The 14,213-nt window shown below is 52.4% G+C and carries 14 protein-coding genes; 4 read left to right on the top strand and 10 right to left on the bottom strand.

Annotated elements, in window-relative coordinates:
- Nucleotides 1-207: 207 nt before the first annotated feature.
- On the top strand, nt 208-789 hold the full coding sequence (locus SAQUA_RS03210; RefSeq protein ID WP_380677766.1) for an NAD(P)H-dependent oxidoreductase: 582 nt from the start codon (nt 208-210) through the stop codon (nt 787-789).
- 190 nt (nt 790-979) lie between these two features.
- Here SAQUA_RS03210 and SAQUA_RS03205 read toward each other — a convergent pair whose 3' ends face one another.
- The 6 genes from SAQUA_RS03205 to nudF all read right to left on the bottom strand — a co-directional run bounded on the left by SAQUA_RS03205 (nt 980) and on the right by nudF (nt 6,532).
- Entirely contained in the window at nt 980-1,876 is an 897-nt protein-coding gene (locus SAQUA_RS03205) for a LysR substrate-binding domain-containing protein (RefSeq protein ID WP_380677764.1), read from the bottom strand.
- A gap of 78 nt (nt 1,877-1,954) precedes the next feature.
- A complete protein-coding gene (gene parE, locus SAQUA_RS03200) occupies nt 1,955-3,844 on the bottom strand; it encodes a DNA topoisomerase IV subunit B (protein WP_380677762.1) in 1,890 nt (629 codons plus the stop codon).
- 199 nt (nt 3,845-4,043) lie between these two features.
- Nucleotides 4,044-4,619 (bottom strand): esterase YqiA, encoded by a 576-nt coding sequence (yqiA, locus tag SAQUA_RS03195; RefSeq protein ID WP_380677760.1) that lies wholly within the window; start codon nt 4,617-4,619, stop codon nt 4,044-4,046.
- Nucleotides 4,619-5,446: a 3',5'-cyclic-AMP phosphodiesterase gene (gene cpdA, locus SAQUA_RS03190; protein WP_380677758.1), complete on the bottom strand. Its 828-nt coding sequence runs from the start codon at nt 5,444-5,446 to the stop codon at nt 4,619-4,621. The genes yqiA and cpdA overlap by 1 nt, the downstream gene beginning before the upstream one ends.
- Nucleotides 5,447-5,473: 27 nt before the next feature.
- Nucleotides 5,474-5,899, bottom strand: a complete 426-nt coding sequence (locus SAQUA_RS03185) for a DUF1249 family protein (protein WP_380677756.1) — start codon at nt 5,897-5,899, stop codon at nt 5,474-5,476.
- Entirely contained in the window at nt 5,900-6,532 is a 633-nt protein-coding gene (gene nudF / locus SAQUA_RS03180; protein WP_380677754.1) for an ADP-ribose diphosphatase, read from the bottom strand.
- Nucleotides 6,533-6,816: 284 nt separating this feature from the next.
- Here nudF and tolC point away from each other — a divergent pair, with 284 nt between their 5' ends.
- The gene (tolC, locus tag SAQUA_RS03175) at nt 6,817-8,232 is read left to right on the top strand and encodes an outer membrane channel protein TolC (protein WP_380677752.1); all 1,416 of its coding nucleotides are present in this window, start codon (nt 6,817-6,819) and stop codon (nt 8,230-8,232) included.
- A 95-nt stretch (nt 8,233-8,327) separates the two neighbouring features.
- Here the strand turns inward: tolC and SAQUA_RS03170 are convergent, their stop codons facing one another.
- From SAQUA_RS03170 to dhaK, 4 genes are read right to left on the bottom strand one after another with little or no spacing between them, the layout of a single operon-like run.
- Nucleotides 8,328-8,768, bottom strand: coding sequence for a GyrI-like domain-containing protein (locus tag SAQUA_RS03170; protein WP_380677750.1), 441 nt, complete (start codon nt 8,766-8,768; stop codon nt 8,328-8,330).
- A gap of 35 nt (nt 8,769-8,803) precedes the next feature.
- Nucleotides 8,804-10,234 carry a dihydroxyacetone kinase phosphoryl donor subunit DhaM gene (gene dhaM, locus SAQUA_RS03165; protein ID WP_380677748.1) on the bottom strand — a complete coding sequence of 477 codons (1,431 nt, stop codon included), beginning with the start codon at nt 10,232-10,234 and terminating at the stop codon, nt 8,804-8,806.
- Nucleotides 10,231-10,869, bottom strand: a complete 639-nt coding sequence (gene dhaL / locus SAQUA_RS03160; RefSeq protein ID WP_380677746.1) for a dihydroxyacetone kinase subunit DhaL — start codon at nt 10,867-10,869, stop codon at nt 10,231-10,233. Before dhaL ends, dhaM begins: the two co-directional genes overlap by 4 nt.
- A 9-nt stretch (nt 10,870-10,878) precedes the next feature.
- The gene (dhaK, locus tag SAQUA_RS03155; RefSeq protein WP_380677744.1) at nt 10,879-11,946 is read right to left on the bottom strand and encodes a dihydroxyacetone kinase subunit DhaK; all 1,068 of its coding nucleotides are present in this window, start codon (nt 11,944-11,946) and stop codon (nt 10,879-10,881) included.
- Nucleotides 11,947-12,368: 422 nt separating this feature from the next.
- On the opposite strand from dhaK, the gene SAQUA_RS03150 reads away from it, so the two are divergent.
- Together SAQUA_RS03150 and SAQUA_RS03145 are read left to right on the top strand one after the other, a co-directional pair.
- Entirely contained in the window at nt 12,369-13,037 is a 669-nt protein-coding gene (locus tag SAQUA_RS03150; RefSeq protein ID WP_380677742.1) for a DUF1190 family protein, read from the top strand.
- Between the two features lie 3 nt (nt 13,038-13,040).
- A complete protein-coding gene (locus tag SAQUA_RS03145) occupies nt 13,041-14,201 on the top strand; it encodes a glutathionylspermidine synthase family protein (RefSeq protein ID WP_380677740.1) in 1,161 nt (386 codons plus the stop codon).
- The last annotated feature ends 12 nt before the right edge of the window (nt 14,202-14,213 follow it).

The following is a 14,213-nucleotide window of genomic DNA, read 5'->3' as shown; positions in this document are numbered from 1 at the left end:
AGTTGGCGCACCGATCCCCCGCTGATGTTCGCGTCTGGCGGAAACGGTGGCACTGATGGGGCTTTTATTGACTTACAGTCAATACTGTTGTGCGTTGTGTCGCATTTTTCCCAGAAACACGATGGATTACACTCTGTTTCAGCAATATGACCTCTGCCCTTTGGTGGCAGTCATAATTTATTTTCATTCTGACGGAGCCCCATACTGATGAGCAATATTCTGATTATTAATGCCAAGAAACAATTTGGCCATTCAAAAGGCGAACTGAACCAGACGCTGAGCGACGTTGCGGAGAGCTTCCTGCGTGATGCCAAGCACGATGTTAAGGTCACCGTAGTGGATGATGGTTATGATATTGAAGCCGAAGTGCAGAAATATTTGTGGGCCGATGCGGTGATTTACCAGATGCCAGGCTGGTGGATGGGCGAGCCCTGGATCCTGAAAAAATACATCGATGAAGTATTCACTGCAGGCCATGGTAGCCTTTATGCCAGCGATGGTCGTACCCGTTCCGATGCCGGCAAACGCTATGGTTCAGGTGGCCTGATCCAAGGTAAAAAATACATGCTGAGCCTGACCTGGAACGCACCGCTGGAAGCCTTTACCGACCTGGAGCAGTTTTTCCACGGCGTGGGCGTTGATGGTGTTTACCTACATTTCCACAAGGCCAATCAATTTCTGGGCATGACAGCACTGCCAACCTTTATCTGTAATGATGTGATTAAACAACCAGATGTCGCCAGTGATATCGCACGTTACCGTGCGCATTTGGGTGAGGTCTTTGCTTAACCATAGCTCCTAGATCATACAGTGGACTGCTGTCTCTTGGGTTAAACATCGCTATCTTGCAGTCGATATTCACTTTCAGCGCCTGTGCCTGTTCGGTAGAGGCGCTGAAATTTGGTAAACAGAAGCCCTATTCCCTTCAGTGCGGCATTGCTTTAGCTTGCCCGTAGGAAAGGGAAACTGGCTAACAAACCTACAAAGTCTGCTCGTTGATATGAGCACTGACATAATCCAGAAAGCAGGTGATACGTGCGGCGAGTTGGGTATTGCGGTAATACACCGCATTAATTGGCTGGCGCACATCCAGCGTTTCCTGTTCCAGTATCTGAACCAACCGCCCTTCCCGTTGATCTTTCCTGGTCATAAAATCCGCCAGCCGAACAATCCCTTCCCCACATAACGCCAGTTGCCGCAGAGTTTCCCCACTGGAGGCAGACAGCGTTGGGGTAATCGCAAAGTGCTCTTCCTGATGATTACGCAGCGGCCACAAATTTAACGATTCAGGTTGAGTAAACCCAAGCAGGCTATGGCTGCGCAGCTCTTCTATAGTGCGGGGTTCACCAAAGCGGGCTAGATATTCCGGGCTGGCGAGGATACGTAACCGGCTGGTTCCCAGTAGGCGCGCATTGATCGTCGAATCGCGCAGTGGACCAATACGGATGGCAACGTCGGTGCGTTTCTCCAGCAGATCGATAATCAGATTATCGGTATTCAGTTCCAGTTCAATTTGCGGAAAACTCTGACGAAAACCCGCAACCAAGGGAACAATAACGTGCTCCATAAACGGTGCCGCCGCATTAACTCGCAATAGACCCGCCGGTATCAGGCGGCGCAGCGCCATCTGCTCTTCAGCATGTTCCACCGCTTGGATAATTTCACGGGCGTGAACCAAAAAACACTTCCCCTCCTCGGTCAACTCCAGACGGCGGGTAGTCCGGCGCAGTAAGGTAGTATCGAGTTTCTTTTCCAGGCGGCTAAGCGCACGGCTGATACCCGAGGTGGTCTGGCCAAGCTGTTCGGCGGCGGCAGTAATCGAACCGCTGTCAACGACAGAGGTGTATGCCAGCAACTCTTCGAGGGTAATTTTCATGTATTCCGCCCTGTGCTATCGGGCGCTGCACGCAGCGCCCTCAAGGGATTGCACATGTTGCAACCACTGAAATCAGACTTAAAGATCGGCCATATCGCCTTTATCTTGCAGCCAGTTTCGGCGATCTTCGGAGCGCTTCTTCGCCAGAAGCATATCCATAATGGCCATGGTCTGATCGACGTTCTCATCATCGACCACCAATTGCACCAAGCGGCGCGTGTTGGGATCTAGAGTGGTTTCACGCAACTGTAGCGGGTTCATCTCGCCCAACCCTTTAAAGCGCTGTACGTTCGGTTTGCCTTTCTTGCGTTTCAGCTGTTCCAGTACACCAGCTTTCTCTTCCTCGTCGAGGGCGTAAAACACTTCTTTACCCAGGTCGATACGGTATAACGGCGGCATGGCAACATAGACATGCCCGCCTTTGACCAACGCTCGGAAGTGGCGCACAAACAGCGCGCAAAGCAGCGTGGCGATATGCAGACCATCGGAGTCGGCATCCGCCAGGATACAGATTTTGCCGTAACGAAGTTGGCTGAGATCCTCACTGTCTGGATCGATACCTATCGCCACAGAAATGTCATGTACTTCCTGCGAAGCCAGCACTTCATCGGAGGAAACCTCCCAGGTGTTAAGGATTTTACCTTTCAGCGGCATGATCGCCTGATACTCACGATCGCGTGCCTGCTTGGCAGAGCCACCCGCCGAATCCCCTTCCACCAGGAACAGTTCGGTCATGCTCAGATCCTGCGAGGTACAGTCCGCCAGTTTGCCCGGCAGAGCTGGGCCGCTGGTCAACTTTTTACGCACCACTTTCTTCGCCGCACGCAGGCGGCGCTGGGCACTGGAGATCGCCAGTTCAGCCAGTTGTTCTGCCGCTTGGACGTTCTGGTTCAGCCACAGACTGAACGCATCCTTCACCACGCCGGACACAAAGGCCGCACACTGGCGGGAAGAGAGGCGCTCTTTAGTCTGCCCGGCAAATTGCGGATCCTGCATTTTTACCGACAACACATAAGCACAGCGATCCCAAATATCTTCTGCGGAAAGCTTTACGCCACGAGGCAAGATGTTGCGGAATTCGCAGAACTCACGCATCGCATCCAGCAAGCCCTGGCGCAACCCGTTGACATGAGTCCCCCCTTGCATGGTCGGGATCAGGTTAACGTAGCTCTCCGTCAGCAGTTCACCGCCTTCCGGCAACCACAACAGCGCCCAGTCCACGGCTTCGGTATCGCCAGCAAAATTACCGACAAAGGCCTTTTCCGGCAGGGTAATCAGGCCGTTCACCGCTTCCATCAAGTAGTCGGTCAGGCCGTCCTGATAGCACCAGCGCTGCTCGGTGTTATTGACCTTGTCAATAAAGTAGATTTCAACGCCGGGACACAGCACCGCTTTGGCTTTCAGCAGATGAGAAAGGCGCGAAACTGAGAACCTTGGGCTGTCAAAGAACTGTTCGTCTGGCCAGAAATGGACGCTGGTACCGGTGTTACGTTTGCCACAGGTACCGGTGATCGCCAGATCCTGTACTTTGTCGCCGTTTTCAAAAGCAATGCTGTAAACGTTGCCATCACGGCGAACATTGACCTCAACACGTTTTGACAAGGCGTTAACCACCGAGATCCCCACGCCATGTAGGCCACCAGAGAACTGGTAGTTTTTGTTAGAGAACTTGCCTCCCGCATGCAGGCGGCAGAGGATCAGTTCCACTGCGGGCACACCTTCATCGGGATGGATATCCACCGGCATGCCACGGCCATCATCAATCACTTCCAGTGATTGGTCGGCGTGCAGGATCACATCGATGCGCTTGGCATGGCCCGCCAACGCTTCATCGACGCTGTTGTCAATCACCTCTTGACCAAGGTGATTCGGACGCGTCGTGTCGGTGTACATACCTGGACGACGGCGCACTGGTTCTAGACCGCTGAGTACTTCAATGGCATCAGCGTTATAGCTGGATTGAGTCATCGTTGATTATTTTTTCGTGGTTAAGGGGAGGGGCCGGAACCGCCAATCAATTCAGTATAACCCTTATGGCATTAAGCTACAGGGTGTCAGTCTCCCGAATTACTTGCCTGAGCAGGTTCATCGGAGCTCGTGCCGTTGCCGATTACCTGCAACACCAAATATTCTGTGTAAGCTTGCAGTATCTGAAGTTGCAACGGCGTCATAGCCCTAAAAAATCCACAATCTGGGGGAAGTAGTGCTCGAAACCGACAAAAGCGTGGTTGCCACCCGACTCCACCGTTTGCCGACAAGCAGTGTAATAAGCCACAGCCTGACCGTAATCGAGAATTTCATCGCCCGTCTGTTGCAGTAACCAGATTAAATCTGGTGACTCCAAGGGGTCAACCTGCATCACTTTCAGATCATAAACGTGGCGTGACTCTAACACATATTGCTGCCCGGTGTAGGGGTTCTCGTTCTGCCCAAGATAGTCGATCAACAGCTCAAATGGCTTCACCGCAGGGTTTACTACTACAGCCGGCAACGCAAAACATTGTGAAAGCCAAGTAGCATAGTAGCCGCCTAAAGAAGAGCCCACGATCCCCATAGTCTGCCCGGCTCTTGCCATGACCAGATCCTCAAGCATTTCGGCAGCCTCAGCCGGATAAGGAGGGAGTTGTGGCACCAGCATGGTAATTTCAGGATGGTGTTCAGCCAGCCAGGCCTTAAACCCGGTGGCTTTGGCTGAGAGCGGTGAGCTGTTGAAACCGTGCAGATAAAGTAATGTTGAAGGCATCAGTAGCCGTCCGAGTTCATATCGGGGCGGAAGTTATCGTTCTCCAGCCGGAATACCTGTGTTTCTACCCGGCCATCAGGCAACAGGTCAAGATAGCGCCACCCAGGAGAAACGTCGTCAATAGTGAAATTGGTACAGTGCGGTTTGAATTGTACACAGGTAGACGGCGATGCCAACAGACGGCGACCTTGCCAGTCTAAATCAAGTTCCTGATGGATGTGCCCGCACAGCACGGTATTCACTTTCTCGTAACGTAACAGAACGGCTGCCAGCATATGTGAATTGCGCAGGCTGTGTTGATCAAGCCAGGTGCAACCGGAAGGCAACGGATGATGATGCAGCAACAGCAGGGTATAGCGCTCTGGATAAGCCCTCAGGCAACGCTCCATCCACTCCAGCTGGTATTCACTCAGTTCGCCGTGCGGCACACCAAAAACCTGGCTGTCCAGTAACAGAACCTGCCAGTTATCCCCAAGCAGGACATGCTTTGAGGGCGTGATCCCTGCACCAGCCAAGGCACCTACCATCGCAGGTTGAAAATCGTGATTGCCAGGCAACCAGACACAGGGCGCAGGTAGGCGGCTAATCCCCTCGGCAAAGTGCCGATACGCCGCCGGGGAGTGATCCTGCGCCAGATCGCCTGTTGCAACAATCAAATCATAGCTACGCGGCTGTGCGATGACCGCATCCAGCACCGCGTGATAACTGGAATAGGTATTGATGCCGAGCAAGGTCTCATTTTTGCCGGCAAAAAGGTGGGTATCTGTTACTTGTAGGATCCTGACCATGGCCCCACTCGCCATAGGCAGTCTTAAAAGGCTTTCCAAATGGTATCCTTTGTTATTTCAGTCTGTCTAACAAACCGGAACCGCCATCGCTCCATGCGTTAAACAGTAGCGCAACCAATCAGCAAGGAACTGGTTAATTTGGTGCTTTTCATCACGTTGATGCAATTTTTTGTTCGGATAATCATAACGCGCTTTAAACCGGTAGATCTGCTGACTCGAACACACTTCCGCAACCAACGCATCGTGATATAGCCGCACCGACATTGCAGGCAGGCTCCAGTAACTGACAGCAGGCAATGTCTGCTCAATCTGTACCAGCGAGGTATAGCGTGTAGATTCAATAATAGTCAGCCGATAATGGGCGCCATTCACCTGATAAGTTAGGGTTTCGCCCACTTCATCGTTTCGCGGCAGCAAACGCCTTAATTGCGCGAAGTTGGTTTCACACAGTCTCATCATTTCAAGAAAATCAGGGGTATAGCGCTTTTGCATTTAGTTGACCCATTCTGCTTTCAGCGATTCATGGTGCAACGCCAGCCACTGCAATGCAATCACTGATGCTGCGTTATCAATCGCACCTTCCTCAACCCAGCGGCAGGCTTGTTCACGGCTGACCACATGGACACGAATATCCTCATCCTCTTCAGCCAATCCGTGGATCCCTTCAGCCTTTAGGGCATCAACCTCCCCCACCATGATGGACAAACGTTCGCTGGTTCCACCAGGGCTGGCCAGATAGCTCAACACCGGCCGACAACGCCCGACGGCGATACCGGCCTCTTCAACCGCTTCACGGCGGCAGACATCTTCGACACTCTCCCCGGGTTCGATCATACCTGCCACCATTTCCAGCAGCCAAGGGGAAAATGAGGTATCAATTGCAGCGATCCGCAACTGTTCAATTAGTACCACTTCATCCCTTATAGGATCATAGGGTAGCAATACTGCCGCATGTCCGCGCTCAAAAATCTCACGTGTTACTTCCCCACTCATTTCACCATTGAACAAGCGATGACGGAATCGATATAAATTAAGTGAAAAAAAACCACGGTATAGCGTCTCACGTGCAATAATTTCTATATCATTTTCGTTAAGGGTAACGGGTGAAGGTTGTGAGTGTTTCATCTGCGAATTCTCCTGATGAGTTATGTCGTTAATATAAACAGTTTTGATGACAGAAACGGCAGAGTTTTCTTCCCCGGCTTTGTGTTAGATTGTGAACCATGATATCAGGTGACGCCTATGCAAACAGTCAAGTCTCAGTCTAGATAGCGTCATAAAAGGTAAAAGTTCCGTGAGATGGCACATTAAGCCAACTTAAGCCATCGGCAGACTCTGCTAGAATTGCCAATTATTCGGTCTATCGTCAGCGCTAACATAGCAATATTGCTGCACAACAAGGAATGCAAATGAAGAAACTGCTCCCCCTTCTTATCGGACTGAGCCTAGGTGGCTTCAGTACCATGAGCCAGGCAGAAAACTTGCTGCAGGTTTACAAACAGGCAAGGGAAAGTAACCCGGATCTGCGTAAAATAGCTGCTGACCGTGATGCAGCGTTTGAAAAGATTAGTGAGGCGCGCAGCCCTTTACTCCCTCAGCTCGGTTTATCGGCAGGTTATAGCTATACTAACGGGTTTCGTGATGCAAACGGCAGCAACAGCAATGTCACCAGCGGTGCTCTGCAGCTGACTCAGACAATTTTTGACATGTCCAAATGGCGTGCGCTGACGCTGCAGGAAAAAACCGCCGGTATCTCAGACGTCACATTCCAGACCGCATCGCAGAAGTTGATACTTGATACCGCTACCGCCTATTTCAACGTGTTGCAGGCAATCGATGTTCTGTCATTCACTCAGGCAAACAAACAGGCGGTGTATCGTACTCTCGATCAGACCACCCAGCGCTTTAACGTGGGTCTGGTTGCCATTACCGACGTGCAGAACGCCCGTTCCAACTACGATACCGTGCTGGCAAACGAAGTGACTGCCCGCAACAATCTGGATAACGCATTGGAATCACTGCGCCAGATAACCGGCGTCTTCTACCCGGAACTGGCTTCGCTGGATACGGATAAATTCAGTACCAAACGCCCTGATGCCGTGAACAACCTGCTGAAAGAAGCGGAAAAACGTAACCTGAGCCTGCTTACTGCTCGTCTGAGCCAAGATTTAGCCCGTGAGCAGATCAAATCTGCGGAAAGCGGCCATATGCCAACCGTGAATCTGAACGCCTCTAGCGGTATCACCAATAGCCGATACAGTGGCTCAAACAGCGGAATGCGTACTAACTCGAATGACGGTCAGAACCAGGTTGGCATCAGCCTTAACTTGCCGCTTTACAGCGGTGGAGCAACCAGTTCACAAGTGCAACAGGCGCAATACAATTTTGTCGGTGCCAGTGAACAATTGGAAAGCGCACACCGTGGCGTGGTGCAAACCGTTCGCTCCTCCTTCAATAACGTTTCCGCGTCCATCAGCAGCATCAACGCCTATAGACAAGCGGTGATTTCTGCCCAAAGCTCTCTGGATGCGACAGAAGCCGGCTATGAAGTGGGTACGCGTACCATCGTTGACGTATTGAACGCGACTTCTACGCTGTACAATGCCAAGCAGTCACTTTCCAACGCGCGCTACACCTATTTAATCAACCAGTTGAACATCAAATCGGCGCTCGGTACGCTGAATGAGAACGATCTGATGATGCTGAATGGGGCATTGGGTAAACCGACACCAACCGCACCAGACGTTGTTGCACCGCCAACCTCATCTCAGGATGCCAGCGTAGACAATTACAACGGCGCCAGCGCTACAACTTCACGTAACTGATCGGTATAGTTATCATGGGGCGCGGCAACACCGGCCCCATTTTTCTTCCTATCGTTCGGCGTTTCAAATCACCTTCACGATATAAAGCCCTCCCGCTATTGAAGCGGGATCATGATATCAACCTGACATTGATCGGATGCTTCATCCCACACGCTATAGCGTTCTAGCGTTGGTAAGTGGCTCCGTATATATCCTGCCGCCGACAAGTCCTGCTGATTGATCTCCGCCCATGCATTCTGCAACGTACCATCAGAAATTTTACCTTTCACTTCAAACAGTAAAAAAGTGGTTGCTGGATATTCATAACAATCAAAACTGTTGAGGCTGGCGCCTTCGACACCCGCCATATAATCGTTACTGCCATCGGTTGCAAAACCGAAGCAAAGCCCTAAATCACAAGGTTGACCAGACAACGCCTCTAACTGTGCTTTGCGACCGTCTGATTTGATGGCGTCCCATATACTACTGCCGCAGGGTGCAACCATACGAATGCCAGTGACGGTAAATGCCTGTTGGTAAATCTGTTGAAAATCCACATGTCCTCCTTTTCCGCTACGCCATCCATAGTTTGCTAATGGCTGAGTTGTAACACGCCCCGTGCCGCATCCAGCATCGCTTTTTGACCAGTATGTGTTTTGGTCATACAACCACTCATGCCCACCACCATCGGGATCCCCATTGTTTTAGCAAGAATGGCGGTATGTGACAGGGCACTACCGCCGCTGAGACAAATACCGAGTACCATTCGCCGATCAAGCATCACTACTTCAGAGGGCATCAGCTCTTCCAAAATCAGTATCGATGGCGCAGTGATCAAGATCGGGGGAATTGGCTGCTGTTGCAGATGGCTCAGGCTACGGCGTAATATGTCACGCACGTCTAACTCACGCGCCCGCATGTATTCATCATCCATCGCACGATAGTCGGCGGCAATCAGCTCCAGTTCTTTCTGCCACGCCTGTTCAGCATTGCACTGATACTGTGCTATGCGAGTATAAGCGGCATGTTGCAGGTCTGGATCGTCCAGCAACATGCAATGCGCGCCAAAGATTGCCGCTTGTGGTTTACCGATCAAGGCACCCGTTCTTTCCGCCAGCTTGTTGAGATCGTTCAGCGTGTGTTGCAAAGCCACCCGCAGCCGCTGCTGCTCATTAAGAACATCATCCGGCCCAACTCGCCGTTCCACAATTTGCGGCCAAAATCGTGCGACCTGAAGGATCGGCCCGCTGCTGATACTCTCTTCGACAGGAATACCGTGCAGCGAAGGCTGCTGCGACTCAGAAACAATTTCACCGAAGTGGTGTTCGGCCAATGCCTTGAAGGCGGCCAGTGCTTCATCAGCCTGTACACCATCAGCAATCAAGCGGATGGTGTCTCCACGGTGGACCTGCAGCAAAGCCAGTTGATTCAGGCTGCGCGGATTAGCACACTGCCCGTTCTTTTCCAAAACCAGTTCAGCATCAAACAGAGCCAGTGTTTCTGCCAGTCGTGCCGCAGGGCGGGCATGCAAGCCATGCGGATTCTGCACTTTCCAACTCAGGCTTTTGCCCTTTTTCAAGGGTAAGTTTAACGGCTTTTGCCCGGGTATCATTTCGCCAAGCTGCGCCTGTTTAGCCTGTAGCGCTCCCTGCGCCTCGGCCAGCACCTGTTCCAGGCTACCGCCAGAGTTGGCCGCCACTAATGCAGCCAACGTGCCTTCTACCAACGGTGCGGAACATAGCGTGACTCGAGCGGCAATTTCTGGGTCCAATAGCTCAAGCGCAGTTTCCGCACTCAGTAATGCACTGCCAAGATCCATCAGCACGACGATTGCGGTGCAGTCGGAGACGGATTCGATCGCTTCCATCACTTTGATCGCGTCGGTACCAATCGGATGTTCTACATCATCAACCCCTGCCGCCAGTGCCAATTTGCAACCGTCACCACGCATCATCTGGCGGGCAAGCTCTTCAACCCCCTTCGCCAATAATGCACTGTGGGAGACCACCACGATGTTGATCATCCAGCCTCCTCAACGACGGCTGCCAACGTTTTTATCATCAGCATCACCGACGTTGCACCAGGATCCTGATGGCCAATACTGCGCTCTCCCAGATAACTGGCTCGCCCTTTGCGCGCCTGCATGGGGATCGTAGCCTGCGCAGCCTGCTCTACCCGCTTGCTTGCCTGCTGTAGCGCCTGCGACAGACTAAGCTTCTGCTGCACCGATTGGTCAAGGCTATCCACCAATGGCTCCCAAACGTCACACATGGTTTTGTCACCCAGTTCCGCCTTGCCACGCATCATTACCCCTTCGGCCCCCTCTTGAATCACCTGCTTTAACTCCGCCAGTTCGAGAGTCTGTTTGGCATTGGCCGCCTGGGCTGCGCACATGAAAAATGTGCCAAAAAGCGGACCACTGGCCCCGCCAACGCTGGAAAGCAACGTCATACCGGTATTTTTGAGAATAGAACCGATATCTTTGTCCGCGACCGCAGGCAATTTTTCTACCACCGTGTTAAAACCGCGATTCATGTTCAGACCGTGGTCACCATCGCCAATGTCGGTATCCAATTGCGTCAAATAGTCACGCTCGCGGGCAAAAACCTCACCACAGCGCATCAGCCAATCTACAACCTGTTGTTTGGTTAACGTCACATTCCCTCCTCAACCCCAACATAGCGCAGGCGTTTTTACCGGCGCATCCCACAGAGATAACAATTCATCATCCACTCGCAGCAAGGTGATAGAGACACCCTGCATATCCAGCGAAGTACAGTATGAACCCACAAGATTACGTTCGATGATCATTCCGGCTTCAGCGCAGCGCTGTACCAAACGGTGGTAGACACCGTACAGCTCAGAAAGTGGCGTTGCGCCGAGGTTGTTGACCAATGCAATCACACGGTCGCCTTTGGTCAAAGCCCGCTTGCCCTGCATCTCATCACGCCATTCCCCCTGCTGACGATCCCAAACGCGAATTGTGCGCTGGTAGGGGCCATGCTCAATCAAGGTGTGAAACATGTCATCCACCGCCTTGTCGAGGGTGGTGAACGCTCGCCGCTCTATTCCAGGCTCACCATGGATGCCAACACCAAATTCCATCTCATTTTCTGCCAGAATAAACGAAGGTTTCCCGGCAGCCGGGACGGTACAGGCACCAAGAGCAATACCTATAGAATGCCCCTGATTGTTGATTTTGTGGCCTAGCGCCACTAACGCATCCAGATCATCACCTCTTACCGCAGCAGCTCCGAGCAGTTTCTCCATCAATATCGTGTTGGCCACACCACGTCGCCCGGCGGTGTACAGGCTGTCTTTAACGGCAACGTCGTCATCCACCAGCACCGTTGCCACCGGCAGGCCACTGTCATGCAACAGTTCAGTTGCCGTCTCAAAATTCAGTACGTCTCCGGTGTAATTCTTGATGATCAGTAGCACACCGGCACCGCCATCAATCGCCTGGGCGCACTCATACATTTTATCCGGCGTCGGCGAAGTGAAGATCTCCCCAGGGCAGGCACCGTCTAGCATTCCTGCACCAACAAAACCACAGTGCATCGGTTCATGGCCGCTACCGCCGCCAGACAGGATCGCCACTTTGCCCGGGGTCGGTCCCGCCGAGCGAGTCACAATCCGCATTTCCTGGTGTACTCGTAGTTCAGGGTGGGCTTCGCCCATGCCAAGCAATTGTTCATCAAGTACCGACTCAACCTTGTTGATAAGCTTCTTCACTGTTTACTCCTCGTTGGGAATAGCGGCGCGAGAACCGCGCCTTGTGATTGATCCGCGTTCCAGCCAGGCTCCATACTGTTGGTCTGTCGTCAGGGGAGCAACAACACTCTGAGGGATATTTCGCTTCATGCAGTTGCAGGCTGTTCGTCACAGTATCGCCTGCCCGTTTCATCACTAAATCGTCAGCGATCACAAAGTCATAGTTACGTAATGGAACGCAGCCTCAAGCATAGCGTTGCAATATGAAACCTCCCTGACGATTTTTTAATCTATAAAGCGAACTGGCGCACAACGTAACGTATAACTGCGTAAAGAGTAGAACCTGCGGGCATTTCCGCTTTAATTGTGACCATGTTTCCCCTATCCTTACGATCAACTACTGGGTAAGGGCGGATACAGCCCGAATGATGGGATTAATATCGATGAAACGAACAAAAAACATTAACAAAGAGACATTCCGCAAATCCTGGCGCAACTACCGTGTAGCGCCCGTGGCTTTGGCGATCAGCGCAGTCTTTATGCTGGCCGGCTGCGAACAGGCGGATGAAACTGTCTCTTTGTATCAGAATGCGGACGATTGCTCCCGCGCTAACCCGTCAATGAGTGAGCAGTGCACCACCGCGTACAACAACGCGATGAAAGAAGCAGAAAAAACTGCACCTAAGTACGCTAACCGTGAAGACTGCGTGGCCGAATTTGGCGAAGCACAGTGTACTCAGGCTCCAGCACCGGCACAGGCCGGTATGGCGGCAGAATCGCAAAGCAGCGGCAGTTTCTGGATGCCACTGATGGCAGGCTATATGATGGGCCGTATGATGGGTGGCGGGGGTTATGCCCAACAGCCGCTGTTCACATCCAAAAACGGTGCCAGCCCGGCAAATGGCAAATTTGTTGACGCCACCGGCAAAAGCTACGGCCCGGCAACGGCTGGCGGCCGCACCATGACAGTACCTAAAACGGCTATGGCGCCCAAACCGGCAGTCACCAATACCATCACACGTGGTGGCTTCGGTGAAACCGTCGCCAAGCAGACCAGCATGCAGCGCAGCAGTGCAACTTCCAATTCCAGCTCACGTAGCATGGGCGGTTAATGCATGAAGCGTGTCACGATTACCGAGCGCCCGGACTGGCGTGAAAAGGCCACAGAGTTTGGTTTTAAGTTCCACACCATGTACGGCGAACCTTACTGGTGTGAAGATGCCTATTACCAGTTCACACTGGCACAGATTGAAGAGATAGAAAACGCCACTGCCGAGCTGCATCAAATGTGTCTGCAGGTGGTAGAGAAGGTGGTCAACAGCGATGAACTGATGGCCAAGTTCCGCATTCCCAAGCATACGTGGGACTTTGTACGCAGCTCCTGGCGTACCAACCAACCCTCTCTGTACTCACGTCTCGATCTGGCTTATGACGGCGTTAACCCGCCAAAATTGCTGGAAAACAACGCTGATACACCCACCTCGCTGTATGAGGCGGCTTTCTTCCAATGGTTGTGGCTGGAAGATCAGATCAAGGCTGGCAAGTTGGATCCCGAGTCAGATCAGTACAACAGTCTGCAGGAAAAACTGATCGAGCGCTTTGCCGATCTGCAAGCAAACCACGGCTTTAGTCTGCTTCATCTGGCCTGCTGCCAGGACAGTGAGGAAGATCGTGGTACGGTGCAATATCTGCAGGACTGCGCGCTGGAAGCCGGTCTGCCGACAGAGTTCCTGTTTATGGAAGAGATCGGCCTGGGTGAACGGGGGCAGTTTACCGATCTGCAAAATCAGGTCATCGGTAATCTGTTCAAGCTTTACCCGTGGGAATTTATGCTGCGTGAGATGTTCTCCACCAAGCTGGAAGACGCGGGCGTACGTTGGCTGGAACCCGCCTGGAAGAGCATAATATCCAACAAGGCGTTGCTACCGTTGCTCTGGGAAATGTTCCCGGATCATCCTAACCTGCTGCCTGCCTATTTTGCCGAAGACGATCACCCACCGATGGATCACTACGTGACCAAACCGTTGTTCTCACGCGAAGGTGCCAATATCCAGATCGTACAAAATGGCCAGGAAGTGGCTCGTGTCGAAGGTCCATACGGCGAAGAAGGCATGATTGTGCAGCAGTTCCAGCCGTTACCGCAGTTTGAGGGGAGCTATACGCTGATTGGCAGTTGGCTGGTTGACGATCAGCCCTGCGGTATTGGCCTGCGTGAAGATCGCGAACTGATCACGCAGGATCTGTCGCGTTTTTACCCACATATCATTCTCGGCTGATAGTTAAGCCGT

Source organism: Serratia aquatilis (assembly GCF_044865145.1).
GTDB classification, from domain to species: Bacteria; Pseudomonadota; Gammaproteobacteria; order Enterobacterales; family Enterobacteriaceae; genus Chania; species Chania aquatilis.
The sequence above is the reverse complement of the archived record's forward strand: the minus strand, read 5'-3'. Positions and strand labels throughout refer to the sequence as shown.